Origin of the sequence: Lysobacter sp. CA199 (assembly GCF_052078715.1) — a bacterium.
Lineage (GTDB): Bacteria > Pseudomonadota > Gammaproteobacteria > Xanthomonadales > Xanthomonadaceae > Lysobacter.
In genome coordinates this window covers 85272-111751 of the sequence record NZ_JBQJIL010000001.1, presented here as the reverse complement: position 1 = coordinate 111751, position 26480 = coordinate 85272, and the positions used below count along the sequence as shown (strand labels likewise).

Annotated in this window: 23 protein-coding genes; 15 read left to right on the top strand and 8 right to left on the bottom strand. The window is 67.4% G+C overall.

The window, feature by feature from the left end; all coding sequences use genetic code 11:
- Nucleotides 1-55 precede the first annotated feature (55 nt).
- Nucleotides 56-2155, bottom strand: a complete 2100-nt coding sequence (locus ACTOWJ_RS00500) for an EAL domain-containing response regulator (protein WP_441332627.1) — start codon at nt 2153-2155, stop codon at nt 56-58.
- A 179-nt stretch (nt 2156-2334) separates the two neighbouring features.
- Nucleotides 2335-3366: an EF-P beta-lysylation protein EpmB gene (gene epmB / locus ACTOWJ_RS00495; RefSeq protein WP_441332626.1), complete on the bottom strand. Its 1032-nt coding sequence runs from the start codon at nt 3364-3366 to the stop codon at nt 2335-2337.
- Between the two features lie 265 nt (nt 3367-3631).
- Here epmB and efp point away from each other — a divergent pair, with 265 nt between their 5' ends.
- From efp to ACTOWJ_RS00455, 8 genes are all read left to right on the top strand, one after another.
- On the top strand, nt 3632-4198 hold the full coding sequence (gene efp / locus ACTOWJ_RS00490) for an elongation factor P (protein WP_441332625.1): 567 nt from the start codon (nt 3632-3634) through the stop codon (nt 4196-4198).
- A 334-nt stretch (nt 4199-4532) separates the two neighbouring features.
- Complete coding sequence (locus ACTOWJ_RS00485; protein WP_441332624.1) at nt 4533-5870, top strand: TRZ/ATZ family hydrolase; 1338 nt, start codon at nt 4533-4535, stop codon at nt 5868-5870.
- Nucleotides 5871-6012: 142 nt separating this feature from the next.
- Nucleotides 6013-6807 (top strand): bifunctional 2-polyprenyl-6-hydroxyphenol methylase/3-demethylubiquinol 3-O-methyltransferase UbiG, encoded by a 795-nt coding sequence (ubiG, locus tag ACTOWJ_RS00480; protein WP_441332623.1) that lies wholly within the window; start codon nt 6013-6015, stop codon nt 6805-6807.
- Nucleotides 6804-7532, top strand: a complete 729-nt coding sequence (locus ACTOWJ_RS00475; RefSeq protein WP_441332622.1) for a phosphoglycolate phosphatase — start codon at nt 6804-6806, stop codon at nt 7530-7532. Before ubiG ends, ACTOWJ_RS00475 begins: the two co-directional genes overlap by 4 nt.
- Nucleotides 7514-8299 (top strand): phytoene/squalene synthase family protein, encoded by a 786-nt coding sequence (locus ACTOWJ_RS00470; RefSeq protein ID WP_441332621.1) that lies wholly within the window; start codon nt 7514-7516, stop codon nt 8297-8299. The genes ACTOWJ_RS00475 and ACTOWJ_RS00470 overlap by 19 nt, the downstream gene beginning before the upstream one ends.
- A 121-nt stretch (nt 8300-8420) precedes the next feature.
- A complete protein-coding gene (gene folE2, locus ACTOWJ_RS00465; protein ID WP_441332620.1) occupies nt 8421-9323 on the top strand; it encodes a GTP cyclohydrolase FolE2 in 903 nt (300 codons plus the stop codon).
- A 561-nt stretch (nt 9324-9884) separates the two neighbouring features.
- On the top strand, nt 9885-11552 hold the full coding sequence (locus tag ACTOWJ_RS00460; RefSeq protein WP_441332619.1) for a sensor domain-containing diguanylate cyclase: 1668 nt from the start codon (nt 9885-9887) through the stop codon (nt 11550-11552).
- Entirely contained in the window at nt 11549-12424 is an 876-nt protein-coding gene (locus tag ACTOWJ_RS00455; RefSeq protein WP_441332618.1) for a hypothetical protein, read from the top strand. The genes ACTOWJ_RS00460 and ACTOWJ_RS00455 overlap by 4 nt, the downstream gene beginning before the upstream one ends.
- Before the next feature lie 24 nt (nt 12425-12448).
- Here the strand turns inward: ACTOWJ_RS00455 and ACTOWJ_RS00450 are convergent, their stop codons facing one another.
- Genes ACTOWJ_RS00450 through yidD form a run of 3 tightly spaced genes read right to left on the bottom strand, consistent with a single transcriptional unit; the run spans nt 12449 to nt 14915 of the window.
- Nucleotides 12449-13315, bottom strand: a complete 867-nt coding sequence (locus ACTOWJ_RS00450) for a M23 family metallopeptidase (RefSeq protein ID WP_441332617.1) — start codon at nt 13313-13315, stop codon at nt 12449-12451.
- On the bottom strand, nt 13312-14643 hold the full coding sequence (locus tag ACTOWJ_RS00445) for a dihydroorotase (protein WP_441332616.1): 1332 nt from the start codon (nt 14641-14643) through the stop codon (nt 13312-13314). The genes ACTOWJ_RS00450 and ACTOWJ_RS00445 overlap by 4 nt, the downstream gene beginning before the upstream one ends.
- Entirely contained in the window at nt 14628-14915 is a 288-nt protein-coding gene (gene yidD / locus ACTOWJ_RS00440; RefSeq protein WP_441332615.1) for a membrane protein insertion efficiency factor YidD, read from the bottom strand. The genes ACTOWJ_RS00445 and yidD overlap by 16 nt, the downstream gene beginning before the upstream one ends.
- 358 nt (nt 14916-15273) lie before the next feature.
- Between yidD and dksA the strand changes: the two genes are divergently transcribed.
- Complete coding sequence (gene dksA / locus ACTOWJ_RS00435; RefSeq protein ID WP_441332614.1) at nt 15274-16386, top strand: RNA polymerase-binding protein DksA; 1113 nt, start codon at nt 15274-15276, stop codon at nt 16384-16386.
- A gap of 288 nt (nt 16387-16674) precedes the next feature.
- Nucleotides 16675-17022 carry a hypothetical protein gene (locus ACTOWJ_RS00430; protein ID WP_441332613.1) on the top strand — a complete coding sequence of 116 codons (348 nt, stop codon included), beginning with the start codon at nt 16675-16677 and terminating at the stop codon, nt 17020-17022.
- A 139-nt stretch (nt 17023-17161) separates the two neighbouring features.
- On the opposite strand, the gene ACTOWJ_RS00425 is transcribed toward ACTOWJ_RS00430, so the two are convergent.
- From ACTOWJ_RS00425 to cysS, 3 genes are read right to left on the bottom strand one after another with little or no spacing between them, the layout of a single operon-like run.
- Complete coding sequence (locus tag ACTOWJ_RS00425) at nt 17162-18451, bottom strand: MFS transporter (RefSeq protein ID WP_441332612.1); 1290 nt, start codon at nt 18449-18451, stop codon at nt 17162-17164.
- Nucleotides 18448-18897, bottom strand: coding sequence for a SufE family protein (locus tag ACTOWJ_RS00420; protein WP_441332611.1), 450 nt, complete (start codon nt 18895-18897; stop codon nt 18448-18450). The genes ACTOWJ_RS00425 and ACTOWJ_RS00420 overlap by 4 nt, the downstream gene beginning before the upstream one ends.
- Complete coding sequence (gene cysS, locus ACTOWJ_RS00415) at nt 18894-20267, bottom strand: cysteine--tRNA ligase (RefSeq protein WP_441332610.1); 1374 nt, start codon at nt 20265-20267, stop codon at nt 18894-18896. The genes ACTOWJ_RS00420 and cysS overlap by 4 nt, the downstream gene beginning before the upstream one ends.
- A 301-nt stretch (nt 20268-20568) precedes the next feature.
- Between cysS and ACTOWJ_RS00410 the strand changes: the two genes are divergently transcribed.
- The 5 genes from ACTOWJ_RS00410 to ACTOWJ_RS00390 all read left to right on the top strand — a co-directional run bounded on the left by ACTOWJ_RS00410 (nt 20569) and on the right by ACTOWJ_RS00390 (nt 26477).
- Entirely contained in the window at nt 20569-21039 is a 471-nt protein-coding gene (locus ACTOWJ_RS00410; protein ID WP_441332609.1) for a hypothetical protein, read from the top strand.
- Between the two features lie 417 nt (nt 21040-21456).
- Entirely contained in the window at nt 21457-22479 is a 1023-nt protein-coding gene (locus tag ACTOWJ_RS00405; RefSeq protein WP_441332608.1) for an N-acetylornithine carbamoyltransferase, read from the top strand.
- A 149-nt stretch (nt 22480-22628) separates the two neighbouring features.
- Complete coding sequence (locus ACTOWJ_RS00400; RefSeq protein ID WP_441332607.1) at nt 22629-23825, top strand: argininosuccinate synthase; 1197 nt, start codon at nt 22629-22631, stop codon at nt 23823-23825.
- A gap of 232 nt (nt 23826-24057) precedes the next feature.
- On the top strand, nt 24058-25149 hold the full coding sequence (locus ACTOWJ_RS00395; RefSeq protein ID WP_441332606.1) for an acetylornithine deacetylase: 1092 nt from the start codon (nt 24058-24060) through the stop codon (nt 25147-25149).
- Nucleotides 25149-26477: an acetylglutamate kinase gene (locus tag ACTOWJ_RS00390; RefSeq protein ID WP_441332605.1), complete on the top strand. Its 1329-nt coding sequence runs from the start codon at nt 25149-25151 to the stop codon at nt 26475-26477. Before ACTOWJ_RS00395 ends, ACTOWJ_RS00390 begins: the two co-directional genes overlap by 1 nt.
- Nucleotides 26478-26480 lie beyond the last annotated feature (3 nt).

The following is a 26480-nucleotide window of genomic DNA, read 5'->3' as shown; positions in this document are numbered from 1 at the left end:
TTTGTTTACGGGGACTTCAGCGGATCTTTCCATTTCCCATTCCCAACTCCCCGCTTTATTGGAAGTCGTAATCCATCTCCGACCCCGCCGCGGCCAGGAAGTGGCCCTGGGCGTAGTCGATGCCGGCGGCGAACAGCAAGCTCATGCTGGCCGCGTCCTGGACGAATTCGGCGATGGTCTGCCGGCCCAGTTCACGCGCCTTCTCGGCGATTGCGCGTACGCGCTGCTGGTGGTCGGGGTTGGAGGTCAAGTCTTCCATGTAGCTGCGATCGATCTTGAGGAAGGCCGCATCGAAGTGGTTGAGCAACTGGAACGAGTTCAGGCCGGCGCCGAACTGCTCCAGGCCCACCCGCACGCCGTAGTGGTAGATGCGCGACTGGAATTCCTGCGCCGCGCGCAGATTGGTGAACACCTTCGATTCGGGCAGTTGCAGCACCAGCAGCTTGCCGTCGGCGCCGTGCTTGGCCAGTTGTTCGACGATGTGCTGCTGCAGGCTTTCGTCCTGCAGCGAGGCCTGGGTGATCTTGACCAGCAAGGTGGTGTGGCGGCCTTGGCGCATGCGTTCGCCGATCACCTGGATCGCGCGGCCGACCACCCAGCGGTCGATTTCCCACAGCAGGCCGTGTTCTTCGGCGACCTGCAGGAACGACAGCGGCTGTATCAGTTCGCCGCCGCTTTCGTCGGCGCCCAGGCCCAGGTTCTGCATGCGCAGGTAGGCCTCGTACATCTCGATCGGCTCGCCGTGCAGATTGATCAGCGGCTGGTAGTTCATGACGAAGCGGTCGGCGTCGAGCGCATCGCGGATGCGCGCGACCCACGCCGCGACCCGCTCTTCTTCGGCGCGGTCGGCCGCACCCGGGTCGAACAGCTCGATCCGGTTGCCGCCGATGTCGCCGGCCGATTGCAGGCATTGCGCGGCCTTGCCCAGCACCGCGGTGACGCTGGCGATCTTCTCGCCGATCTGCACGCCGCCGACGCTGGCGGTGGCGCTGAGCGAGAGGTGGTCGGTTTCCAGCACGCGCGCCGAGAAGGCCGTGCGCAGTTTTTCGGCCAGGCCGGAAGTGTGCGAGTGGTCGCTGTGCAGGGTCAGCACCGCGAACTGGTGCTCGCCGAAACGCGCGGCCACGTCGTCCGGGCCGATCGCTTCGCGCAGGCGTTCGCCGCAGGACTTGATCAGTTGGTCAGCCTGGTCCAGGCCGATTTCCTGCAGCAGTTGGTTGTAGTGATCCGGCTCGATCAGCAGCAGGCCGTGATGGGCGGAGTTCTGCGCCGCGTCGGCCACCGCGTCCTCGAGCGAGCGCAGGAAGGTGGCGCGGTTGAGCAGGCCGGTGACCTGATCGCGCTGGCGCAGCGCTTCGACCTCGCGCGCCAGTTCCGGATCGATCTCCTGCCGGCGCAGCACCACCTGCAGGCATTGCTCGCCTTCGTAGGTGGCCGCGGTGAACTCCATGACCGCCGGGAAGGCGTTGCCGTCGAGCGCGCGGGCCTGGGTCTCGTAGTTCGGGGGCGGCGTATCGCCCTTGCTGAGTTGCTTGAGCAACTGCTTGAAGCCGTCGACCTGGCTGGGCGCGACCAGATCCAGCAGGGACATGCCTTCGATGTCCTCGAACGACTCGAAGCCGAAGATTTCCAGGTACGCGGCATTGGCACGGATGTGCATGCCTTCGTGGATGTAGGCGATGGGTTCGCGCGAGGAATCGATCAGCGCGTCGCAGCGGCGCTCGGTCTCGCGCACCTGGGCTTCCAGGCGGCGCAGCGAGCGGCGCGCTTCCAGGTCGGCCCATTCGGCGCGGACCGAATTCTGCAGGTGGGTGATGTTGGAGCGCAGGACCACGCCGCGCGCGCCGATTTCCATCACCCCGAGCAGGGCGGCTTCGTCGACGGCTTCCATCAGCACCAGCACCGGCAGGTCCTTGCCGCTGGCGTCCACGCTCTGCATCAGCTTGAGCAGGGAGACGTTGCGCGAGTTGCGCGCGGCCAGCACCAGATCCGGCGGGTGTTGCAGGATCAGCGCGGCCAGTTCCTGCTCGTTCTCCGGGCGGGTGGGCCGCACCGCGATGCCGCTGTTGCGCAGTGCGCTGACGATGGCTTCGGCCGCCTCGACGCTGTCGTCGACGATCAGCAAGCGCAACACCATGTCTTTGCCGAATTGCATTGACCACCTCCGTGGGCCGGTTTTATGACACGAAGCGCCGGCCTCGTCCACGCAAGGACGAGAATCTGTGACCCTGTGTTGGGTTCGATGACACAGCAGATGCGTAGTCGACGCGCTTGTGCTTACGCCGACATGCTCCCGCCGCGATCCCCGATCAAACCCGAGTCAGATTACAACACTTACAACGGACGCTTGCCCGAGTCGCCTGTCACTTCTCGCACCAGCTTGGGCACCAGGTAGCCGGAAATGCGCGCGGCCAGGGCGCGGTGCAGGGCGCGCGCGGCCTCGTCCGCGATCTCGAAGTGGGCCGAACCCTGGACCCGGTCGAGCTGGTGCAGGTAGTAGGGCAACACGCCGGCGGCGTAGCTGCGCTCGCTCAGGGCGGCCAAGGCCTCAACGCTGTCGTTGACTCCACGCAACAGCACCGCCTGATTGAGCAAAGTGGCACCGGTGGCGCGCAGGCGTTGCATCGCCGCGTCGACGTCGGCGTCGAATTCGTTGGCGTGATTGGCATGCAGCACGATCGCGACCGGCCAGGGCAGGTTCTGCAACCAGTGGCTCAGTGCGGCGTCGACGCGCTCGGGCAGCACGACCGGCAGGCGGGTGTGGATGCGCAGCCGCTTGAGGTGGGCGATCGGTGCCAGCGCATCGGTGAGCTCGGCCAGTTTGGGCGTGGCCAGCGACCACGGGTCGCCGCCGGACAGGATGACCTCGTCGACGTCGGGATCGGCGGCGATCGCCGCGACCGCCTCGCGCCAGCCGGCCGCGGCGGCGGTTTCCTCGGCGTAGGGGAAATGCCGACGGAAGCAGTAACGGCAATGGACGGCGCAGCTGCCGGTGGCGATCAGCAGGGCCCGGCCGCGGTACTTGCGGATCACCCCGTGGCCGGCCTTGGCCGCGCCGTCGCCGACCGCGTCCAGGCTGAAACCGGGCATCGGCCGCATTTCCTCGTCCAGCGGCAGCACCTGGCGCAGCAATGGGTCGGTAGGATCGCCGTGGCGCATGCGCGCCACGAAGCCGCGCGGCACCCGCAGCGGGAACTGCTCGGCGGCCCGGTCCGGCACGTCCAGCCCCGCCCGGGACAGGCCGAGCAGGGCCAGCAGCTCGCGCGGGTCGCGCACCGCGTCGCGCCACAGGGCTTGCCAGCGCGGCGGCGCTGCGGTGCCCTGGGGAGAGGCCGGATGCGGGACGGGTTGCGCAGCAGGTATCATGTGAGGCTAGCCTTCAGGGTTCCGATTACGGCGCCCGGGCTCCGACCACGCGGAAAACCGCTGCGGAAGGGGCCGGCGCAGCCCGACATTCTAGCCTTGCCTCGCCGCCATGGCGGTCCGTACGCGCTTTGCGCGCCGCGCGGACCCGGCCGCGACCGGGCCGGCCCGGTCGGCGCCGCAGCGACGGCAGCGGACGGCCCCGGCCAGCGGCGGGGGCGGCCGGACCCCAATCACCGCCACATTATTTATTTGCAGGAGTTTCAGCATGGCCACCCTAGGCATGAACGACGTCAAGACCGGACAGAAGATCCTGGTCAATAACGACCCGTGCATCATCACCGAGACTGAGTACGTCAAGCCGGGCAAGGGCCAGGCCTTCACCCGCATCAAGTACCGCAGCATCAAGTCCGGCCGCGTGGTCGAAATGACCATGAAGGCCACCGACAACGTCGAGCAGGCCGACGTGGTCGACACCGACATGCAGTATCTGTACTCCGACGGCGAGTACTGGCATTTCATGAACCAGGAATCGTTCGAGCAGGTCCAGTCCGACAAGGCCGGCATGGGCGGCGCGGAGAAGTGGCTCAAGGGCGAGGAAGAGTGCGTGGTGACGCTGTGGAACGGCGTGCCGATCGCGGTCCAGCCGCCGAACTTCGTCGAGCTCAAGATCACCGAGACCGATCCGGGCGTGCGCGGCGATACCTCCGGCGGCGGCGGCAAGCCGGCGACCCTGGAAACCGGCGCGGTGGTCCGCGTGCCGCTGTTCGTCGGCCAAGAAGAAATCGTCAAGGTCGACACCCGCTCGGGCGAGTACGTCAGCCGAGTGAAGTGACCCGCTGTTGACGGCGTTTCGGCCTGTGGCCGCTTTGCGGCCACGGTTTTGCCGATGCGTCATTCCCGCGAAAGCGGGGGTGAGTGAAAGCGCTTGCGAGCCACCGGCTCGCGCTTTCACGAACGCCCGGTCGACCAGCCCGGGCCGGGCGAGCGAAGAGTCTCAGCCCCGTCGCAAATATCGATCGCTTCAAAAAAAACCGCTTCACCACCAGCCGCCGCCGCGAACCTTTCCACTCCCGGCGTCGCTTCGCAGTAACCGGCGCATGCCAGCTTGATGCCGGTTCGCCCGCGCCACGCGCCGGGCTTCTTTCCCCCGCATCGAGACGCGCAAGATGACCCAGACCGCACCGACCCCCTGCGACCTGTTGATCGAAGCAGCCTGGGTAGTCCCGGTCGAACCCCACGCCGTCGTCCTCGAAGACCACGCCGTCGCGGTCAAAGCCGGCGTCATCATCGACATCCTGCCGATCCACGAGGCGCGCGCGCGCTACGCCGCGGCCGAAACCGTCAGCCGCCCCGAATCGGCGCTGATCCCGGGCCTGGTCAACGCCCACACCCACAATCCGATGACCCTGCTGCGCGGTATCGCCGACGACCTGCCGCTGATGGAGTGGCTGCAGGGCCACGTCTGGCCGGTCGAAAACGCGGTGATCGGCCCGCAGTTCGTCGAAGACGGCACCACCCTGGCGATCGCCGAGATGCTGCGCGGCGGCACCACCTGCGCCAACGAGAACTATTTCTTCCCCGACGTGCAGGCCGCGGTCTACAAGCGCCACGGCTTCCGCGCCCGGGTCGGCCTGCCGGTGATCGATTTTCCGACCGCCTGGGCCAAGACCTCCGACGAATACTTCGACCGCGCCGGCGAAGTCCACGACCTGTGGCGCGACGACGCGCTGGTCGCGACCGCATTCGCGCCGCATGCGCCGTACACGGTCAGCGACGCCAACTTCGAGCGCGTGCGCATGCTGGCCGACCAGCTCGACCTGCCGATCCATCTGCATACCCACGAAACCGCGCAGGAAGTCGCCGATTCGATCAAGCAGTACGGCCAGCGCCCGTTGGCGCGGCTGGATCGCCTGGGATTGGTCACCGACCGCCTGATCGCGGTGCACATGACCCAGCTCACCGACGCCGAGATCGCCCTGTGCGCCGAGCGCGGCGTGAGCGTGGTGCATTGCGCCGAATCCAACCTCAAGCTGGCCTCGGGCTTCTGCCCGGTGTGCAAATTGCAGCACGCCGGGGTCAATCTGGCGATCGGCACCGACGGCTGCGCCAGCAACAACGACCTGGACATGTTCGGCGAAACCCGCACCGCGGCGCTGCTGGCCAAGGCCGTGGCCTCCGATGCCAAGGCGCTCGATGCGTTCAGCGCGCTGCGCGCGGCCACGCTGGGCGGCGCCAAGGCGATGGGATTCGAGGACAAGATCGGCTCGATCCAGATCGGCAAGCAGGCCGATCTGGTCTGCGTGGATCTGGGTCAGTTGGAAACCCAGCCGGTGCATCACTTGGTTTCGCAACTGATCTACGCCACCGGCCGCCACCAGGTCGGCGATGTGTGGATCGCCGGCCGCGCCAAGCTGCGCGAACGTGTACTGGTCGACATGGACACTGCGGCGCTGGTCGCGAATGCGCGGCAGTGGCGTCAGCGCATCGCGGCGATCCAACGTTGATGCGGCGGCCCGTAGGGCGGACTTGGGCGCGTCGTCGCGGCGCGTTCACACCCGCCGCCTCGGGCTTGATTCAAACTAGGTCCGCGCGCATCGCTGGCGATCGCGCGCGGTATCGATCGACGGCAGTAACGGGCAGGCAGGTATGAGCGCAGCAAGCAACGCATCGGATTCTCACGATCACGGTTCCGACAGCGGCGCTCCGCGCGGCGCCGGCGAGCACGACAACTTCAGCCAGGCCGAGCTCGACAAGTTCGGCGCGCTGGCCAACCGCTGGTGGGATCCGCAGGGGCCGCAGAAGCCGCTGCACGCGCTCAATCCGGTGCGTCTGGACTACGTCGCCCAGCGCGCGCCGTTGCGCGAGGCGCAGGCGCTCGATGTCGGCTGCGGCGGCGGATTGCTCAGCGAGGCCTTGGCCGCGGCGGGCGCGCAGGTCACCGCGATCGATCTGGCGCCGGAACTGATCAAGGTCGCCAAGCTGCATCGTCTGGAAACCGGGGTCGCGGTGGATTACCGCCTGCAACCGGTCGAGGCGCTGGCCGAGGAACGGCCGGGCTCGTTCGATGTGGTCACCTGCATGGAAATGCTCGAACACGTGCCCGACCCGGGCGCGATCGTGCGCGCCTGCGCCCGTCTGCTCAAGCCGGGCGGGCGCTTGTTCCTGTCCACGCTCAACCGCACGCCGGCCGCGTTCGCGCTGGCCATCCTTGGCGCCGAGTATCTGGCGCGGCTGCTGCCCAAGGGCACGCACCAGTACCGCGATTTCATCAAGCCCTCCGAACTGGCGCGCTGGCTGCGCGAAGCCGGCCTGGAACTGGAGGACGTCAGCGGCCTGATGTACGAGCCCTGGCGCAACGGCGCGCGCATCACCTCGCGCACCGACATCAACTACCTGGCCTGCGCTTACAAGCCCGGCGCCGCGCAGGCTTCGGCCACATGAGCGCTCCGGCGGCGGCACCGAGCGGCGCGGCAGCTCTCGAGACGGCGTTTTCCAAGGCGGCGTTTCCCAAGGCGGTGCTGTTCGATCTGGACGGCACCTTGCTCGACAGCGCGCCGGACATGCTGGCGGTGGCCAATGCCATGCGCGCCGATCGCGGCTTGCCGCCGATGCGGATGGAGCCGTTGCGAGCGCACGTGTCCAAGGGCTCGCGCGCCATGCTCGGCGCGGCGTTCCCGGATCTGGATGCGGCCCAGCGCGACGCTTGGGTGCCCGAATTCCTGGATCGTTATGAGCGCGAGCTCGGCCTGCACGGCGCGCCGTTCGAGGGCGTGGAAGCGATGCTCGCCGCGCTGGAAGGCGCCGGTACGCTGTGGGGCATCGTCACCAACAAACCCGAATACCTCGCGCGCAAGCTGATGCCGCTGCTCGGCTGGCAGACGCGTTGCGCGGTGCTGATCGGCGGCGACACGCTGAGCGCGCGCAAACCCGATCCCTTGCCGCTGACCGTCGCCGCGGAGCGGATCGGTATCGTGCCTTCGCAGTGCATCTACGTCGGCGACGACGAGCGCGACATCATCGCCGCCCGCGCCGCCGGCATGCCCTCGGTAGTGGCGCTGTGGGGTTACCGCCTGGATCACGACGATCCGCTCGCCTGGCAGGGCGATGCGATGATCGAATCGCCCGCGCAGCTGATCGGGGCGGGCGCATGGCCGGCGACGCGATGAAGCCGCAGGTCGCCGCCGAAGTCGACGCCGCCTCGCAGGAGCACTCCTCCCAGGAGCAGGCGCTGCAGGATTTCTCCGGCAAATGGCGCGCGCGCTGGCCGGAGTGGTCGGTGGCCGAAGTATTCGTGCCGCGCACCCAGCGCGGCGTGGCGGTGGCCTGGGCGGCGCTGCAGCAGGAACTCACCGATGCGGCCTGGGGCGGCACCGATGCCTTGCCCGGCGAAGCCAAGCTCGGCTGGTGGATGGAAGAACTGCAGGGCTGGCGCATGAACCGCCGGCGCCATCCCCTGGGCCTGGCGTTGCAGCGGCTCAATGCGCCCTGGGGCGATCTGGCCCTGGCCCTGCCGTCCTTGCGCGACAGCCGCGAACGCCCGGGCGACCGCGGCGAAGCCTTCGACAGCCTGTGGCCGCTGGCGACCGCGATCGGCGCGATCGACGTGGCCTTGTTTGAACCGGTCCCCGGCCAACTGCCCGAGGCGGCGGTGCCGGCGATCCAGTCCAGCCTGCTGGAATCGCGGCTGGTGCTGCAGGGCGACGCGGCGGTGCCGCTGAGCGTGGTGGCGCGGGCGATGGCCCGTCCGGGCGAGGGCGCGACGGTGGAGTGGAGCCGCGAACTGTTGGCGCAATGGCCGGCACGCTTCGGTGCGACCGTGCCGCGGCGGCTGTGGACGGCCCTGGCCCAGACCCGGCTGCTGCGCGGCGATGCGGCCCGGCCGCTGTCGCCCTGGACCGCCCTGCTGGCGGCCTGGCGCGGCGCCCGCAACTGAGCGTTGCAGGGCCGGGCGGGGGCGATCCGGCCGGTCCCGGTAGAATAGCGGCGTTGCGTTCCCCCCACGCGTCCCCATTAGTTGCGTTGTGAATACTCCCCCAAACCCCTCGCGTTCCGCCTTGCCCGATGTCGCTTTCGACGCCGCCGCCGCGGCGCGCGAGTTGGACTGGGTCGGCATGTCCAACATCGCCCTGCCGCTGCGCATCGCCGGCGGCGACGGCACTGCGATCCAGGTCGCCGCATCGGTCGACGTCTCGGTCAATCTGCGCGACGCCAACGCGCGCGGCATCCATATGTCGCGCATGTACCTGCATCTGCAGAACGCCTTCGCCAGCGAAACCCTGACGCCCGCCGGCCTGCGCCGCGCGCTGCAGAGCCTGATCGACGGGCAGGGCGGCATTTCCAGCGCCGCGCGGCTGGTGCTGCGCTACGAACAATTGCTGCTGCGTCCGGCGCTGGCCAGTCAGAACGCGGGTTGGAAACGCTATCCGGTCGAGATCGACGCGCGCCTGGTCGACGGCCATCTGCACCTGGGCCTGCGGTTCGCGGTCGAATACTCCAGCACCTGTCCGGCCTCGGCGGCGTTGTCGCGCCAGCTCAACGCCGAGCGTTTCGCCGCCGATTTCGCCGCCGCTCATCCCTTGTCGACCGCGGTGGTCAGCGATTGGCTGGCCTCCGAACGCGGCCTGGCCGCGACCCCGCACGCGCAGCGCAGCCGCGCCGATGTGCGCGTGCAACTGCGTCCGGCCTTCGACGAGCTGCCGCTGGTGGGCCTGATCGATGCGCTCGAACGCGCGCTCGCCACGCCCGTGCAGACCGCGGTCAAGCGCGAGGACGAGCAAGCCTTCGCCAAGCTCAACGCCGAGAACCTGATGTTCTGCGAAGACGCTGCGCGGCGGGTCGCCGGGGCGCTTTCGGCCGATCCGCGGATCGAGCGTTTCGATGCCGAGGTCGCGCACTTCGAGAGCCTGCACGCGCACGACGCGGTCGCGCGGGTGACCGGGCAGGGCGCGCGCGAGTAAGCGGCGCGTTCGCACAGCGGCGCTCGCTCGTCTTCGTCTGCCCGACTGGAGCCATGGCGCGTTGTTGCGACGAGGCGACGCGTCGGCAGGCCCGCATCGTTCCCACCCGATCCGTTTACGCTCGCTCTTGCCGGCGATCTGCCCGTCCGGCGTTCGACTGCGGTCCGTCTTCAGCGTGGCTTTCGGTGCCGCGGCGGGTCGTGGTGAACCGAGATAAAACCACCGCGATCGGCCTGATCCGGCGGCAGTTGCGTGCACCGGCGGCGGTGTAGGATCACGCACTGATCCGGGCGAGCGGTGCGGCAATGCATGGAGGCGTGTGCGCGGACACACTGCAAGGTGGAAAACCGTGATGGTCCCCACCCCCGGGGTGCCGGGGCCTTGGGCTATGCTCCGATCACCAGACTAGTGACCGGAAGGGGCATGGGGAAACCCTGGCGTCGTGGCTGGCAGGCCCTGTTGGTTCTGCTGGGGATGTTTGTGGTGGCGGCGATCGCGTCGGCGCAAGACGTAAGCATGCCTCCCTCAGGCACATCGGCGGCGGCTCCAACGGCGATTGCGTTGCAAGCCGGACATCCGGCGATCCAGCCGCGTTCGGAGCGCGAACCCTACGACCCCAGCACTTACCGCGCGCCTTCGTTGAGCCTGTCGCGGCTGGGGCAAGATCCGGTGCCCGCGCGGGTCCTCGCCGGCGAGTTCGATCATCGTTTCGAGGCGGTCTCGGGCAACGAAATCTGGGCGCCCAAGCGCCAGCCGGTGTGGTGGCGGGTCACGCTCAATCAGGACGTGGGGCCGTCCGACTCGCCGCAGCTGACCATCTCGCGCCCGTACCGGCGCGAAATCGAACTGTGGCGGCCCGGCGACGAACTGCCGCTGCGGCGTTCGATCTACGGCCCCGACACCGATCTCAATCACTCCACGCGCAAGATCGTATTCCCGCTGACCCAAGGGCTGCGCAAGGGCGATGCGCTGTACCTGCGGGTGCTGGCGACCGATCTGTCGCCGTCCAGAGTGATGATCCAGCCTTTGGCCCAGGTCCAGCGCGACGACATGCGCCATGTCGCGCTGCGCAGCGTGGTGCTGACCGCGATGGGCGTGGTCGCGGTGCTCGCGTTCGGCTTCTGGGCCGGCTTGCGCGAACGCGGTTACGCCTATCTGGGTTTGACCCTGGTGCTGCAGATCCTGACCTTGACCTCCGACGGCGGCGAGATGCGGGTGGTGCCGTGGCTCAACGAGATCGCGCCCGACGTGCGCGCCAACATCGTGCTCAATACCGCGGCGGTCCTGGCCAGCATCCGTTTTCTGATCTTCTTCCTCGGCCTGCGCACCACCCAGCCGCGAGTCGCGCAGATCCTGGACTGGTGCAGCATCTCGCTGGGCGCATTGCTGGCGGTCAGCTTGTTCCGCACGTTCAAGTACAGCGCGTTGTACGGCAACCTCAATCTGCTGGTGGTGATCGTGCTGATCTTGTACTGCGGGTCCGTCGCCACCTGGCGGCGGCAGCGTGAAGCGTATTTCCTGCTGTTGGCCTGGCTGCCGTTGATGGTGCTGCTGGTGGCGATAGTCGGTTCGCGCCATCAGTGGTGGCCGGAATACGGCTGGCTCGAATACACCTTCCCGATCGGTATGGCCTTCGGCGGCCTGGGCCTGCTGCTGGGCCTGACCACCAAGCTGCAGCAGCTGCGCCGCGACCGCGACACCGCCAACCGGCTGGCCACCTACGACAGCCTGACCGGGGCGATGACCCGCGCGGCGATTTCGCAAAGCCTGCGCACCGCGGTGGAAAGCGCGCAGCGTTCGCGCCGGCCGTTGTCGGTGGTGTTCTTCGACATCGACCACTTCAAACGCATCAACGACGAACACGGCCATCGCGTTGGCGACGAAACCCTGCGCATCGTCTCGCTGCGCACCCGCAACCGGCTGCGCGCCTACGACCTGTTTGGCCGTTACGGCGGCGACGAGGTGCTGGTGGTGCTGGCCGATACCCATCTGCGCGATGCGGTGCGCGTGGCTGAGCATTTGCGCGAATCGGTCAGTGGCAGTCCGTTGTCGATCGATGGCCGCTTGCTGCCGGTCAGCCTGAGCCTGGGCGTGGCCGAACTGGTGCCGGGCGAAACTCCGGAACAACTGCTCGAACGCGCCGACGCGGCGCTGTACGCGAGCAAGTCCGCCGGCCGCGACCGGGTCACCGGGCACAGCCTGGAACCCGAACGCGAGGTGGTGTCGTGACGCCCGACGGCGGGCTCGCCGCCGCATCGGTGCAGGCCGCGCAGCTGCGCACCGGCGATTTGCTGTTGATGCGCGCGCGCGGCTCGCTGGCCGCGCTGACCGCATGGTTCGGTGAGAGTGCCTACAGCCACGTCGCCGTGCTCGGACGCGCCGGATACCTGATCGAAGTCGCAGTCGGCGGCGTGGTCGAACGCGCGCTGAGCCAGCGCCTGGACGATCCGAGCCTGACCGCGGTCGACGCGCGCCGGGCCCTCAATGGAACGGCCGGCTTGCAGGACAACGACCGCATCGCCGTGCTCGCGCATGCGCTGTCGCTGCGCCGGCCGGTGTTCGCCGGCGACGCGCTGGCCGCGCTCGGCCGCGCGGCGGCCTTGCGCGATCGTAGCCTGCCGGCGTCACCGCAATTGCGCGCGGTGCTGAGCGAAGCGCTGGTCCACGCCGCGGCGCAGCCGCTCGGGGCGATGAGCGCGAGCGAGTTCGTGTACCGCTGCTTCGCGGAAAATCCGGCGCAACCGCGCGGGCGGCTGGCGCCGAGCCTGCCGATCGCCGCGCCTTCGTCGCAGCCGTTTCCGTCGTTGGATTGGGAGGAACTGTGGCGCGAGATCGCGCCGTGGTTGCGGCCGCCGCGACGCGAGGCGCTGCGGCTGGACGAACACGGCCAGCCCGGTTCGGCGCAGGAGGTCGGCGAGGATGAATTCGCCGAGGTTCTGGCACTCACGCGGCAACGTTTGGGGCTGATGGAGCGCGGCAACGCGTTCTTGGCGACCGCCGGGCCGCGGTGGCCCAATCCCAAGTGCGTTCGCCTGCGCGATCTGGAAGCTTCGCCGTCGTTCGCGCCGCTGGGCGCCTTGCTCGGCGCCGCTCCGGCTTGATCCGCGCGGCGCGAGCCGTCTGAGTTACGGCGTCGCTTTCGTGCGCTCAAGCACCAGCAGCGGATCGATGCGCACATCGAACCAGTTCATGCCCCAATGCAGATGCGGGCCGGTCGCGCGTCCGGTCGCGCCGACCGCGCCGATCACCTGGCCTTGTGTCACCCGATCGCCGACTTTCACGTCGATGCGCGACATGTGCAGGAAGTTCGAACTGACGCCATGGCCGTGGTCGAGCAATACCGTGCCGCCGGTCAGGTACAGATCGGGACCGGCGAAAGTGATCACGCCCGCTGCCGGGGCCTTGATCGCGGTGCCGGTGGGCGCGGCGATGTCCATGCCCGAATGCCCCGAGCCTTTCTGGCCGTTGTAGACGCGCTGGTTGCCGAAGCGGCCGCTGATCCGGCCTTGTACCGGCCAGATGAAGGCCTGGGCGAAATCGGCGCGATCGTCGTCGCGCGCGCGCGCGGCCACGACCTGGGCCTGCTCGCGCTCGATCCGCGCGGCGATCTCCGGCGGCGGATTGACCGTCTTGGGTGGAACGCCCTGGATGTATTCGGTCGGGAACTCACGCGGGGTGACCGCGATGCTGGCGGTTTCTTCGGCCCGGCCCGGCGCGATCTCGACTCGCACCGTCACCGGCCCGGTCGCATCGCGGCCGACGCCGAACACCACGGTGCCGTAGGCGGTGGTGCGCAGTTGCCGCTCGCCGTAACGCACCTTGCTGCCGGGCGGCACCTTGCCAATCACTAATCCTCCCTGCGAAACCGCAGACGGGAACACGATTCTTGCATCAGCCGGCGCAGACCCGGCCAGCGGCGACGATGGCTGTGCGAGCGCGAGCGGCGCCGACAGCTGCACGGCCGCGGCGATCGCGGCGATCGCCAACCTCATCGCGCGAACGCCAACCGCTGTCCGTTCGGCGAGCCGACCAGGGACGTGCCGTCCCAGGCCAGCACGCCGTTGACCCAGGTCGAGGCGATGCGCGAACGGAACGTGCGACCTTCGAACGGCGACCAGCCGCACTTGGACAGCACGTCCTCGCGCTGCACGGTGTAGGGCGCATCGTCGATCAGCACCAGATCGGCGAAGTAGCCCTCGCGCAGGAAGCCTCTGAGCTCCACGTCGAACAACTTGGCCGGCGCGTGGGCGAACTTGTCGACCACCTGGGCGGTGCTCAGGCGGCCTTCGTGGACCAGTTCCAGCGCGGCGTTGAGCGCGAATTGCACCAGCGGCAGGCCGCTCGGCGCCGAGGTGTAGGGGCGGGCTTTTTCTTCCAGCGTGTGCGGCGCGTGGTCGGTGGCGAGCACGTCGATCACGTCTGCGGCCACCGCGCGGATCAGCGCTTCGCGGTCGGCCGGATCCTTGATCGCCGGATTGCACTTGATCAGGTGGCCGAGCTTTTCGTAGTCCTCGCGGTCGAAGCGCAGGAAGTGGATGCAGGTCTCGGCGGTGATGCGCTTGCCCTCGATCGGGCCGGCCTGGAACAGCGCCAGTTCGTCGGCGGTGCTGATGTGCAGCACGTGCAGGCGGGTGTTGTGCTTGCGCGCCAGCGAGATCGCCAGTTCGGTCGACTTCTTGCAGGCCTGGCGCGAGCGGATGTCGGGGTGGAACCGCGCCGGGATGTCGTCGCCGTACTTCGCCTTGTAGACGGCGAGCTCGGCGTCGATCATCGGCGTGTCTTCGCAGTGGGTGATGATCGGCGTGGGTACGTCGCGGAAGATCGCGTCGAGCGTGACCGGATCGTCGACCAGCATGTTGCCGGTGGACGCGCCCATGAACACCTTCACGCCCGGCGCGGTGCGCGGGTCCAGCGATTGGATCGCGGCGAGGTTGTCGTTGCTCGCGCCCAGGTAGAACCCGTAATTGCCCCAGGCCCGCCCGGCCGCGCGCCGGTACTTGTCCTCCAGCGCGGCCGCGTCGAGCGTGGGCGGACTGGTGTTGGGCATGTCCATGAACGTGGTCAGCCCGCCGGCCACCGCCGCGGCCGATTCGGTGGCCATGTCGGCTTTGTATTCCAGTCCAGGTTCACGGAAATGAACCTGGTCGTCGATCATTCCGGGCAGCAGGCGCCGGCCGCGCGCATCGATCACGGTCTCGCCGTCGCGTCCGGACAGGCTTGCGCCGATCTGGGCGATGCGGCCGTCCTCGATGCGCAGATCGCCGTCGTACTCGCGACCTTCGTTGACCAAGCGGGCGTTGACGATCAGTGTCGATGGCATGAGCAGTTTCCGGATGGAGGCGCGGTGGGGGAGTCGGACAGGGCGGAGTCTTCGCCGGTGCCGGGCACCGGGTCGTAGCCGCCGGGGTGTAAAGGATGGCAGCGCGCCAGGCGTTTGAGCGTGAGCCAGCCGCCTTTGAGCGCGCCGTAATGCCCGATGGCCGTCATCGAATACGACGAACAGCTGGGATGAAAGCGGCAACGTTGGCCGAGTAACGGGCTGATCCAACGTTTATAGCCACGTAGCAGGGCGATGAGAAGGCGGGCGATCACGTTTCCTTAATGCCGGCAACGGTAGTGACGGGGGCGGGGAATGGCGTGCCGCAAAGCCCCGCGCTGTGCGCTATTTTACGCCGCGATCGGCCTCGCACAGCGCGGTTGCCGCGGGTGCCGCAGCAGGGTATAACAGCGCGCTTTCCCCAAACAAGGCAAGTGCAAGACGAAGGTCCGCCGCGGCGTGGAATCGCTGTTGCCGAGCTGCCCGGACCGGGCGAAAACCGGTGTATTGCCGGATTTCACTTGCGGTCATCGAACGCATGTGCATTTGATGGCCGGGTGGGTCATGCTTGGCCCGCGATGTCTCCGGACGGCGTTCGGAGGCGCCCTCAGGGAATAGAAGGACAAGCCGCTCGTGGCAGTGAAAAAACCTGCGAAGAAGGCCGTCAAGGCCGCCAAGAAGACCGTGAAGCCGGCTGCGAAGAAGGCGGCCAAACCTGCGGCCAAGCCCGCGCCCAAGAAGACGGTCGCCGCTAAACCCGCGGCCAAGAAGGCTCCGGCCAAGGCGGCGGCGAAGAAGACTGCGGCGGCTAAGCCGGCGGCCAAGCAGGCCGTTGCGATCAAGAAGGCGCCGCCGGCCAAGCCGGCAGCGGCCAGCAAACCCGTCGCCAAACCGGCCGCCAAGCCGGCGCCGGCGGCGAAGAAGGCGGCACCGGCGCCGGCCAAGGCCGCGCCGAGCAAAACCGCACCCAGCAAACCCGCGGCAGGCAAGGTCGTAGCAACAAAGAAGCCTGAGCTTAAAAAAGTTGAAGCGAAAAAGCCCGAAGCTGTGAAGCCAAAACCTGCGCCCGCCGTCAAACAGCCCGCATCGCAGCCCCCCGCCCAGGAGGCGGCCGCTGCCAAGCAGGCCGACCGCATCTCCGACAAAAACAAGAACACAGTGACCCAGACAGCATCCAGCAAGACACCCGCGGGCAAGCCCGCGACGACGACCGCCCCCGCGGCCCCGCGTCCGGCCGGCAAAGTGGCCGTGGCCGTGACGGTCAAACAGCCCTCGGCACCGGCACCGAAGACCAAGGTCAAAGTCGTGCCCTATAAGAACGATCCCGCCACCGGCCGCCCGATCATGCCGGATGGCTACAAGCCGACGTCCGACGAGGAATACATGAGCGCGTTGCAGCTCGAGTATTTCCGTCAACGCCTGCTGCATTGGCGCGCCGATCTGGTCGAGGAATCCAAGCAGACCATCGAGAACCTCAAGGACGAAGTGCGCGACGTCGGCGATGAAGCCGAACGCGCGACGCGCGAGACGGAGAACTCGCTTGAACTGCGTACCCGCGACCGTTATCGCAAGCTCATCAGCAAGATCGACAGCACCCTCAAGCGGGTAGACTCGGGCGACTACGGTTTCTGCGTCGACACTGGCGAGGAAATCGGCCTGGAACGCCTGGAGGCGCGCCTGACCGCCGAGCGCACCATCGACGCGCAAGAGCGTTGGGAACATCTGCAGAAGCAGATGGGCGACTGAGCTTGCGCTTGCGCCGACGATGATCGAAAGCCCCGCGCGAGCGGGGCTTTTTCGTTGGCGGGGCGGGTCGAAGCGAATCCCCCTCGGTCCCCCTTTTTCAAGGGGGAAGACAAGCTCGGGTTTCGAATCCGAATCCGAATCCGTGGCTTCGGCATCCCCAAAACCCGGCAATTTCACGCCCCCGCGCGCTCGCCCGAAGTTCCCCCCTTTGAAAAAGGGGGAAGGGGGATTTGCTTTTGCCCCCCAGATCGCTAGCTTCACTGCCTACCCCAAGCACGTCCCCCGCTCATGGAAGACGTTGCTCTCCTGCTCGTACCGGTGCTGATCTTCGGCCTGAACCTGGGTCTTTGGCGTCTGGCGCGCGGCTACACCCGTTTCGCCGGCGTGATGATGTTCGTGCTGAGCGCGCTGATCGCCTCGCCGCTGATCGGCATGCTGAGCTGGGAGATGATGCGCACGGACATCGAAACCAGCTACGCCGGCAGCGACGGCGACGCGTTCTTCGCAATCGGCGCGGTGTTGCTCAACGGCGTGGTGGCGCTGGTCGGCGCGGTCGCCGCGGCTCTGCGCGGACCGGTCGTCCCGGCGCAAGCGCCCGTGGAGCAGGCCGAGCGGGTCAGGTTGCGCAGCGACTGAATCGAGCCATCCATCAACGCCATGCTCGCGTTGCTCGGAACGGTCGTCGTCGGCTTGACCAATCGGGCGGGGACGCGCGCGCAGGTCGCATCGCAACCGAGCCCGCGGCGCCGCGGATAGGCGCTGGACGGCGCCTGGTCTATTGCAGATCGCGCAGATCCAGCCGCCGCAGTTTCGGCGCCAGTTTGGCCGTGGCGCCGACTACCGCCAGGGTCATGCAACCGCCGAAGATCACCGAAGGCACCAGCCCCATCAGCTTGGCCGCCACGCCGGACTCGAACGCGCCCAGCTCATTGGACGAGCCGATGAAGATGCCGTTGATCGACGACACCCGCCCGCGCATTTCGTCGGGCGTGGACAACTGCAGGATGGTCGAGCGCAACACTACCGACACGCCGTCGCATACGCCCGAGAGCATCAGCATCGCCGCCGAGATCCAGAAGTTGCGCGACAGGGCGAAGCCGATGATGCACAGGCCGAAGCCGGCGACCGCATACAGCAGCAGGCGCCCAGCGTTCTTCTGCGGTGGATGCTTGGCCAGCCACAAGCCCATCAACACCGCGCCCGCGGCGGGCGCCGCGCGCAGCACGCCCAGCGCCTCGGGGCCGTAATGCAGCACGTCGTGGATGAACGCCGGAAGCAGTGCCACCGCTCCGCCGAACAGCACCGAGAACATGTCCAGCGCCTGCGCGCCGAGCACGACCTGATTGTTGAACACGAAACGCAGGCCTTCACCGATGCTCTTGAACACCGGCGCGCGTTCGGCCTGCGGCGGCGGTTCGGTGACGCGCAGGGTGATGATCGCGATCGCCGCGGCCAGGGCGAAGGCGGCCGCCACCAAATACGCCGAGGTCACGCCGCCCCAGCGGATCAGCGCGCCGCCCATGGCCGGACCCAGCACCAGCCCGCTCTGCATGACCACGCTGCTGACGCCGGCGCCGCGGGCGAAATGCTCGCGCTTGAGTACGCGCGCGAACAGCGACATGTAGACCGGGGCCAGGAACGCGCGCACCACACCGTTGATCGCGATCGCGACGTAGATGGTCAGGTTGACCAGCCCGAAGCCGCCGCCGGGCAGGTGGCCGCTGGCGACGCCGGCCAACATCAGCGTGGTCACCAGCAGGCCCAGACAGGCGAACATGCCGAGCTTGCGCCGCGGCAGGTGATCGACCGCGTAGCCGGCGAACAGGGCGAAGCAGAAGTAGGGGATGACCTCGGTCAGGCCGATCAGGCCGAGCGAGAGCGGGTCGCGGGTGAGCTGGTACAGATGCCAGCCGACCGTGACCGCGACGATCTGGTACGACAGCATCGCCAGCAGCCGGTACACCAACAGTCCGGCGAAGCCGGGATTGCGCAGCAACTGCGAGGCGCTGATCGGTGCGCTGGTGGCCGCGGCGGCGGAAGCCTCGCTGGCGGCCGGCCCGCTCACAGCCGGCGCTGCGCCTGTTCGCGGATGAACGCCAGCAGCGCGGCCAGGCCGTTGCTGCGGGTCGGCGAGAGGTGCTTGGCCAGACCGATGTCGGCGATGTAATCGGCCTGGGTCGCGACGATCTCGACCGCGCTGCGGCCCGAGTACACCCGCAGCGCCAGATAGATCAGGCCCGAGACGATCGCCGAATCGCTGATCGCGTGGAACACCAGCTTGCTGGCATCGCCTTCGATCACGATCCACACCATCGACTGGCAACCCAGCAGGCGATGTTCCTCGGTCTTCCACTCCGCCGGCAGATCCGGCAGCTTGCGACCCAGGTCGATCAGGTACTGATAGCGCTCGGACCAGTCGACGAAGAAGGCGAATTCATCGCGGATCGTGGCCTGCGCGTCGGCGGCGCTGGCTTCGATCGGGAACGGCGAGGCGAGGGCAGCGACGCTCATCGCGACCGCTTCCAGCGCACGCCGGCCGGCGTGTCTTCCAGCAGGATGCCGTCATCGGCGAGTTGCTGGCGGATCGCGTCGGCGAGGGTGAAGTCGCGCGCCTGCTTGGCGGCGTTGCGTTCGTCGACCAGGGTCTGGATGCGCGCATCGTCGCCTTCGTCGGTAACGCCGGAGAACCACGCGGCCGGATCTTGCTGCAGCAGGCCCAGCGCCGAGCCGGCGCCGAGCAGTTCGCGCTTGAGCCGCGCCTGTTCGGCCGGATCGACGGCCTTGCGCGCTTCGCCGGCGATGCGCGCCAGTTCCGCGAGCGCGCGCGGCGTGTTGAGATCGTCTTCCAGGGCGGTTTCCACGCCCTCGGGAATCGCGATCTCGCCCGCATCGACATCGGCCAGGTCGCGCAAGGTGCCGTACAGACGTTCCAGCGTGCGCGTGCACTGTTCGATCAGATCCCGCGACCACTCCAGCGGCTGCCGGTAATGCGCCGAGAGCAGCGCGTAGCGCAAGGCTTCCGGCGAGTGCTGGCGCACCAGATCGTGGATCCGCTCGATGTTGCCGACCGACTTGGACATCTTGCCGCCGGCGAAATTGAGCATGCCGTTGTGCAGCCACCAGCGCGCGAACACCTTGCCGCCGTGCGCGCATTCGCTCTGTGCGATCTCGTTCTCGTGGTGCGGGAACTGCAGGTCGACGCCGCCGGCGTGGATGTCGATGGTCTCGCCCAGGTGCGCGGCGGCCATCGCCGAGCATTCGATATGCCAGCCCGGACGGCCGCGGCCCCAGGGCGATTCCCAGCCGGGCAGGTCGCCGCTGGACGGCTTCCACAGCACGAAATCGCCCGGGTCGCGCTTGTACGGCGCCACTTCGACCCGCGCGCCGGCGCGCATGTCCTCGATATCGCGGCGCGAGAGCTTGCCGTAGCCGTCGTAGCTGCCGATCGAGAACAGTACGTGCTGCTCGGCCTCGTAGGCGTGACCGTTTTCGATCAGGCGCTCGATCATCGTCACGATCTGGCCGATGTGCGCGGTCGCGGCCGGCTCCAGGTCCGGCGGCTGCACGCCCAGCGCGGCCATGTCTTCGCGGTAGGCTTCGGCGAAACGGTCGGTGATGACCGAGATCGGCACGCCTTGTTCGGCCGCCGCCGCGTTGATCTTGTCGTCTACGTCGGTGATGTTGCGCGCATACGTCAAGGCGCCGTAACGCCGGCGCAGCAGGTCGGCGAGCACGCCGAACACCACCGGGCCGCGCGCGTTGCCGATATGGACGTAGTTGTAGACCGTGGGGCCGCAGACGTACATCGTCGGGCGCGAGGGATCCAGCGGCTGGAAGGGTTCGACCTGTCGCGACAGGCTGTTATAGAGATGCAGGCTCATGGATAGGCGGCTTGGGATCGGGTTCATTCTAGCTGCCGCGCGCGCCAGCGCACGCCGCGCCGGGCGAATATTCCCGGCCGATCGAGGCAAATCGACGCGATCGGCCGAGATCGGCCGCCGCCGCGGTCGGTGCGACGGCCGGTAAACGTTCGTCGCCGTTGCGCGTTACTGGCCCGCCCGGGCGTCCGGCCCGGGCCGACGCCGACGCCATCGTCAGTCGGGACGGGGCCTAAAGGCGGGATTCAGGCCATGGGCGGACACTGCTCTTACACTTTATTCACGAATCCATGCCGCGAGTCCGATGAACCGAATCGTCCTGCAGTTCTCGATCCTGGCGCTGTCCGGCGCCGCGGCGGTTCTGTGGACCCGGCCCGCGGCGACTCAGCAGCACACCGTGATCCAGGCCGAGAATGTGCGGTTCGACTATGCCCAGGTGCTGCGGGTGACCCCGGTCTATCAGACCCTGCGCGCGACCACGGTCGAGCAGCAATGCGACCCCGAGCCCGCCGGCAAGCCCGATTCGCGCCTGTCGCGGGTGGTCGGCGCGGTCCGCGAGGCGCTCGGCCGCGAACGCGACCCCAAGCCCAGCACTGGCGAGAACTGCCGCCCGGTGCCGGTGGAGCGCGAGTTCCGCCGCCCCATCGCCTACGACGTGGACTACGTCTACAAGGGCAGCCGGTTCCGCTCGCGCCTGCCCGAGGATCCGGGCAACAAGCTCAAGGTCCGGGTCGCGGTGACCCCGGTGATCGCCCCGATCAGCACCGCGCGCTGAGCGGTACCGCATCGCCGCCATGGCGCCCGCCGACCCGATGAGGGTCGCGTTTCCGGCCCGCGCGGCTTGCGCCCACGGGCCGCGCATGCGAGCATTCGCGGCCTCATGAACCCGAACTACGCCGACGCCGACATCCTGACCTCTGCCTATATGGCGGCGGGCATGACCTCGCGCGCGCGTCGACCGTTGCCCTGCCAATCCGCTGGGTGACGGCGCTCGCCGTCGTTCGTGTAACAAGCTGCACACACGAGAAGCCCAGCCTAGCGCTGGGCTTTTTTGTTTTTACCGCCGGGATTCGGGATTGGGGATTAGAGATTCGTAAAGCAGCACCACGACTCCTGATCGTCTATCGCGCCTCCTACCTTCGCGTTCCAAAGCTTTTGCGAAATCCCTAATCCCCAATCTCGAATCCCGGACATGCCCAAACACTTCCTCAACACCCAGGACTGGTCGCGCGCCGACCTCGACGCGCTGTTGGCGCAGGCCGCCGCGTTCAAGCGCAGCAAGCTCGGCGACGAGCTCAAGGGCCGGTCTCTAGAGGGCAAGTCGATCGCGCTGGTGTTTTTCAACCCGTCCATGCGCACCCGCACCAGCTTCGAACTCGGCGCGTTCCAGCTCGGCGGCCACGCCGTGGTGCTGCAGCCGGGCAAGGACGCCTGGCCGATCGAGTTCGACCTGGGCACGGTGATGGACGGCGAGACCGAAGAGCACATCGCCGAGGTGGCCAAGGTGCTGGGCCGCTACGTCGATCTGATCGGCGTGCGCGCGTTCCCGAAGTTCGTCGACTGGGCCACCGATCGCCAGGACAAGGTGTTGGCGAGCTTCGCCAAGTATTCGCCGGTGCCGGTCATCAACATGGAGACCATCACCCATCCCTGTCAGGAACTGGCGCATGCGCTGGCCTTGCAGGAGCATTTCGGCACCAGCGATCTGCGCGGCAAGAAGTACGTGCTGACCTGGACCTATCATCCCAAGCCGCTCAACACCGCGGTCGCCAACTCGGCGCTGACCATCGCCACGCGCCTGGGGATGGACGTGACCCTGCTGTGCCCGACCCCGGAATACATCCTGGATGAGCGCTACATGGGCTGGGCCGAGCAGAACGTCGCCGAGAGCGGCGGTTCGCTGAAGATCAGCCACGACATCGAAAGCGCCTACACCGGCGCCGACGTGGTCTACGCCAAGAGTTGGGGCGCGCTGCCGTATTTCGGCAATTGGGGCCCGGAAAAACCCATCCGGGACCAGTACAAGCACTTCATCGTCGACGAAGCCAAGATGGCGTTGACCAACAACGGCGTCTTCAGCCACTGCCTGCCGCTACGCCGCAACGTCAAGGCCACCGACGGCGTGATGGATTCACCGCAATGCATCGCCATCGACGAGGCCGAGAACCGTCTGCACGTGCAGAAGGCGATCATGGCCGCGTTGATGAAACAGTAATTCCTTTACTCCCTCTCCCGCTTGCGGGAGAGGGCAGGGGGTGAGGGCATCCGCCTCGCCTCGAATTCACGTCACATTCGTTTGCCTCCACCCCAGCCCTCCCCCGCGATGCGGGGGAGGGAGCCAAACAGAGCAGAGACTTTCCTAACATGAGCAAAGACATCGTCCTCGCCTTCTCCGGCGGCCTCGACACCAGCTTCTGCGTGCCCTACCTGCAAGAGCGCGGCTGGGCCGTGCACACCGTGTTCGCCGACACCGGCGGCGTGGATGCGGAAGAACGCGCCTTCATCGAACAGCGCGCGGCCGAACTGGGCGTGGCCAGCCACGTTACCGTCGACGGCGGTCCGGCGATCTGGTCGGGCTTCGTCAAGCCGTTCGTATGGGCCGGCGAGGGCTATCAGGGCCAGTACCCGTTGCTGGTGTCGGACCGTTATCTGATCGTCGAAGCCGCGCTCAAGCGCGCCGACGAGTTGGGCTGCAAGGTCATCGCCCACGGCTGCACCGGCATGGGCAACGATCAGGTACGTTTCGATCTGGCCGTGAAGGCGCTGGGCGATTACGAAATCGTCGCGCCGATCCGCGAAATCCAGAAGGAACACACCGAAGTCCGCGCCTACGAACAGAAGTACCTGGAAGATCGCGGCTTCGGCGTGCGCGCCAAGCAGAAGGCCTACACCATCAACGAGAACCTACTCGGCCTGACCATGTCCGGCGGCGAGATCGACCGTTGGCAGGCGCCGGGCGAGGGTGCGGTGGGCTGGTGCAAGCCGCGCGCGCAGTGGCCCACCGAAGCGCTGTCGGTGACGCTGAAGTTCGTCAATGGCGAAGCGGTGGCTTTGAACGGCGAAAAAATCGAAGGCCACAAGTTGCTGGCCAAGCTCAACGGCCTGTTCGCGCAGTACGGCGTGGGACGTGGTCTGTACACCGGCGACACCACCATCGGCCTCAAGGGCCGCATCATCTTCGAAGCCCCGGGTCTGATCGCGCTGCTGACCGCGCACCGCGCGCTGGAAGAAGCCGTGCTGACCAAGCAGCAGAACCGCTTCAAGCCCGATGTGGCGCGCAAGTGGGTCGAGCTGGTGTACGAGGGTTTCTTCCACGACCCGCTCAAGACCGACCTGGAAGCTTTCCTGGCCAGCTCGCAGAGCACGGTCAACGGCGAGGTGGTGTTGGAGACCACCGGCGGCGTCGTCAACGCGGTCGCGATCGCCTCGCCGCACATCCTCAACGCCAAGGGCGCGACCTATGCGCAGGCGGCCGACTGGGGCGTGGCCGAGGCCGAGGGTTTCATCAAACTGTTCGGAATGAGCAGCACGCTGTGGGCCGAGATCAACCGTAAGAATTGATCGACCCGCGCTTGAGCCCCTCTCCCGCAAAGCGGGAGAGGGGGTGGGGTGAGGGCGCGAAGCGCCGAAGGCGCAAGCCGTTTTTTCTGTTGTTCTCAACATCGAAAGCAAAAGCACCCTCACCCTGACCCTCTCCCGCGTTGCGGGAGAGGGGACTGAAAGCCAGGCCGATGTGTATCGCACGATCCGCACCCCATCCGAATCACCGCCAAGCCCCCACGAGCCCCCACTCATGCTTCCCGACGTCCTCAAGCATCTGCAGGCCCTGGTGTCCTACGACACCCGCAATCCGCCGCGCGAGATCGGCACCGACGGCATCTTCGATTACCTGCGCAGCCAGCTGAGCGGTTTCAATGTCGAGGTGATCGACCACGGCGCCGGCGCGGTGTCGTTGCTGGCCGTGCGCGGCACGCCGCGCCGGTTGTTCAACGTCCATCTGGACACCGTGCCGTCCTCGGAAGCCTGGAGCGCCGATCCGCACGCCTTGCGCGTGACCGAAGACCGGGCGATCGGCCTGGGTTCGTGCGACATCAAGGGCGCCGCCGCGGGCCTGTTGGCCGCGGCCGCGGTCACCACGGGCGACGCCGCGTTCTTGTTCAGCACCGATGAGGAAGCCAACGATGCGCGCTGCATCGCCGGTTTTCTCGGCACCGGGCACGGCTTCCAGGAAGCCATCGTGGCCGAGCCGACGATGTGCGAAGCGGTGCTGGCCCATCGCGGCATCAGCTCGGTGCAAATGCGCTTTCGCGGCGTCGCCGGCCACGCCTCCGGCGCCAACGCCATGCAGGCCAGCGCGCTGCATCAGGCGATCCGTTGGGGCGGCAAGGCTCTGGATTATGTCGAAGCGCAGTCGCACCAGCGCTTCGGCGGGCTGACCGGCCTGCGTTTCAACATCGGCCGGGTCGAAGGCGGGATCAAGGCCAATATGATCGCCTCCAGCGCCAATCTGCGTTTCGGCTTCCGTCCGCTGCCTTCGCAATCGATCGACGGCTTGCACGAAATCTTCGGCGCCCTGATCGATCCGAACGTGATCGAGAGTTACGAAGAAACCTTCAATGGCCCGTCGCTGCCGGCCGGCGATGTCGCCGCCGCCGAGGATCGCCGGCTGGAAGCGCGCGATCTGGCCGACGCGCTGAATCTTCCGATCGGCAACGCGGTCGACTTCTGGACCGAGGCCTCGCTGTTCTCGGCGGCCGGTCTGACCTCGATCGTCTACGGCCCCGGCGACATCGCGCAGGCGCACACCGCCGACGAATGGGTCGCCTTGGAGCAACTGGAACGCTACGCGCAAAGCGTCGCGCGCATCATGGGGAGCAACGCGTAATGAGCGTTTCGATGGATGCCCACCTGCAGACCCGCCAGACCATCGTGCGGCTGCTGTCGAGCATGGCCAGCGCGAAGGAAATCTCGCAGTACCTCAAGCGTTTCTCGCAGCTCGACTCCAAGCGCTTCGCGGTGGTCAAGGTCGGCGGCGCGGTGCTGCGCGACGACCTGGCCGCGCTGACTTCGTCGCTGGCGTTCCTGCAGGACGTGGGTCTGACCCCGATCGTGATCCACGGCGCCGGCCCGCAGCTCGATGAGGAACTGTCGGCCGCCGGCATCGTCAAGCAGACCGTCAACGGCCTGCGGGTGACCTCGCCCGAAGCGTTGGCGATCGTGCGCCGAGTGTTCCAGTCGCAGAACCTCAAGCTGGTCGAGGCGTTGCAGTCGGGCGACGGCCGCGCGACCTCGATCATCTCCGGCGTGTTCGAAGCCGAGTACCTGGACCGCGACACCTACGGCCTGGTCGGCGAGGTCAAGAAGGTCAATCTGGCGCCGATCGAGGCCAGCCTGCAGGCCGGTTCGATTCCGGTGATCGCCAGCCTGGGCGAAACCGCCGGCGGGCAGATCCTCAACGTCAACGCCGACTTCGCCGCCAACGAACTGGTGCAGGTGCTGCAGCCGTACAAGATCGTGTTCCTGACGGGCACCGGCGGGCTGCTCGACGACAACGGCAAGGTCATCGATTCGATCAATCTGTCGACCGAGTACGAGCACCTGATCGAACAGCCGTGGATCAACGGCGGCATGAAGGTCAAGATCGAGCAGATCAAGGATTTGCTCGACAAGTTGCCGCTGACCTCGTCGGTATCGATCACCAAGCCGTCAGAACTGGCCAAGGAACTGTTCACCCACAAAGGCTCGGGCACCCTGGTGCGGCGCGGCGAGCGGGTGCTGCAGACGCAGCGCTGGGATCAGTTGGATCTGGCGCGCTTGCGTTCGCTGATTGAATCGGCATTCGGGCGTCGGTTGATCGACGACTATTTCGAACGCACCACGCTCAAGCAGGCCTACGTCAGCCAGAACTACCGCGCCGCAGTGATCCTGATCGAGGCCGAGGGCCGCACCTATCTGGACAAGTTCGCGGTGCTCGACGACGCGCAGGGCGAAGGCCTGGGCCGCGCGGTGTGGCAGGTCATGCGCGAACAGAATCCGAGCGTATTCTGGCGTTCGCGCCACGGCAACGCGGTCAATCCGTTCTACTACTCCGAATCCGACGGCTGTCTGAAGCAGGAGAAGTGGAAGGTGTTCTGGTACGGCATGAACGGCTTCGACGAGATCGCCGCCTGTGTCGATTATTCGAGCCGGCGCGCGCCGACGCTGGAGGATTGAGCG

Bases quoted from the DNA above. Each gene is read 5' to 3' on its own strand.
- ACTOWJ_RS00500 (WP_441332627.1), bottom strand. From the start codon at position 2,155: ATGCAATTCGGCAAAGACATGGTGTTGCGCTTGCTGATCGTCGACGAC.
- epmB (WP_441332626.1), bottom strand. From the start codon at position 3,366: ATGATACCTGCTGCGCAACCCGTCCCGCATCCGGCCTCTCCCCAGGGC.
- efp (WP_441332625.1), top strand. From the start codon at position 3,632: ATGGCCACCCTAGGCATGAACGACGTCAAGACCGGACAGAAGATCCTG.
- ACTOWJ_RS00485 (WP_441332624.1), top strand. From the start codon at position 4,533: ATGACCCAGACCGCACCGACCCCCTGCGACCTGTTGATCGAAGCAGCC.
- ubiG (WP_441332623.1), top strand. From the start codon at position 6,013: ATGAGCGCAGCAAGCAACGCATCGGATTCTCACGATCACGGTTCCGAC.
- ACTOWJ_RS00475 (WP_441332622.1), top strand. From the start codon at position 6,804: ATGAGCGCTCCGGCGGCGGCACCGAGCGGCGCGGCAGCTCTCGAGACG.
- ACTOWJ_RS00470 (WP_441332621.1), top strand. From the start codon at position 7,514: ATGGCCGGCGACGCGATGAAGCCGCAGGTCGCCGCCGAAGTCGACGCC.
- ACTOWJ_RS00450 (WP_441332617.1), bottom strand. From the start codon at position 13,315: ATGAGGTTGGCGATCGCCGCGATCGCCGCGGCCGTGCAGCTGTCGGCG.
- ACTOWJ_RS00445 (WP_441332616.1), bottom strand. From the start codon at position 14,643: ATGCCATCGACACTGATCGTCAACGCCCGCTTGGTCAACGAAGGTCGC.
- ACTOWJ_RS00430 (WP_441332613.1), top strand. From the start codon at position 16,675: ATGGAAGACGTTGCTCTCCTGCTCGTACCGGTGCTGATCTTCGGCCTG.
- ACTOWJ_RS00420 (WP_441332611.1), bottom strand. From the start codon at position 18,897: ATGAGCGTCGCTGCCCTCGCCTCGCCGTTCCCGATCGAAGCCAGCGCC.
- cysS (WP_441332610.1), bottom strand. From the start codon at position 20,267: ATGAGCCTGCATCTCTATAACAGCCTGTCGCGACAGGTCGAACCCTTC.
- ACTOWJ_RS00410 (WP_441332609.1), top strand. From the start codon at position 20,569: ATGAACCGAATCGTCCTGCAGTTCTCGATCCTGGCGCTGTCCGGCGCC.
- ACTOWJ_RS00405 (WP_441332608.1), top strand. From the start codon at position 21,457: ATGCCCAAACACTTCCTCAACACCCAGGACTGGTCGCGCGCCGACCTC.
- ACTOWJ_RS00400 (WP_441332607.1), top strand. From the start codon at position 22,629: ATGAGCAAAGACATCGTCCTCGCCTTCTCCGGCGGCCTCGACACCAGC.
- ACTOWJ_RS00395 (WP_441332606.1), top strand. From the start codon at position 24,058: ATGCTTCCCGACGTCCTCAAGCATCTGCAGGCCCTGGTGTCCTACGAC.
- ACTOWJ_RS00390 (WP_441332605.1), top strand. From the start codon at position 25,149: ATGAGCGTTTCGATGGATGCCCACCTGCAGACCCGCCAGACCATCGTG.